Source organism: Micrococcus sp. Mcc28 (assembly GCF_024519775.1).
GTDB lineage: Bacteria > Actinomycetota > Actinomycetes > Actinomycetales > Micrococcaceae > Micrococcus > Micrococcus luteus.
Window position 1 is genome coordinate 1 of sequence record NZ_JALJRH010000059.1, and the last position, 328, is coordinate 328.

Annotated in this window: 1 protein-coding gene; it reads left to right on the top strand. The window is 49.7% G+C overall.

Annotated elements, in window-relative coordinates:
* Positions 1-328: hypothetical protein (locus NR073_RS11445; RefSeq protein ID WP_256748851.1), on the top strand; the 328-nt coding region annotated here is incomplete at both ends.

Below are 328 nucleotides of genomic sequence, written 5' to 3' on the forward strand. Positions count from 1 at the left end.
GGGGGGGCGAAGAAGGACGGAGGGGGAAGAGAGAGGGGGAGGAGGGGAGAAGGGAAGGGGAAGGGAGAAGGAGAGAAGAGGGAAGGAAAAGAGAGGGAGGAAAGAAGAGAAAGAGAGAGAGGAAAGAGAGAGAAGGAGGAGAAGAAGGGGGAGGAAGGGGGGAAGAAGGGAGAAGGGAAAGAGAAGGAAGGGGAAAAGAGGAAGAAAAAGAAAGAAAAAAAGGAGGAGGAAAGGAGAAAAAGAAAAGGAAAAGAAGAAGAAGGAGAAAAGAAGGGAAGAAAGGAAGAGAGGAAAGGAAGAGTGGAATTATGGGAAGAGTGGTGAGGAC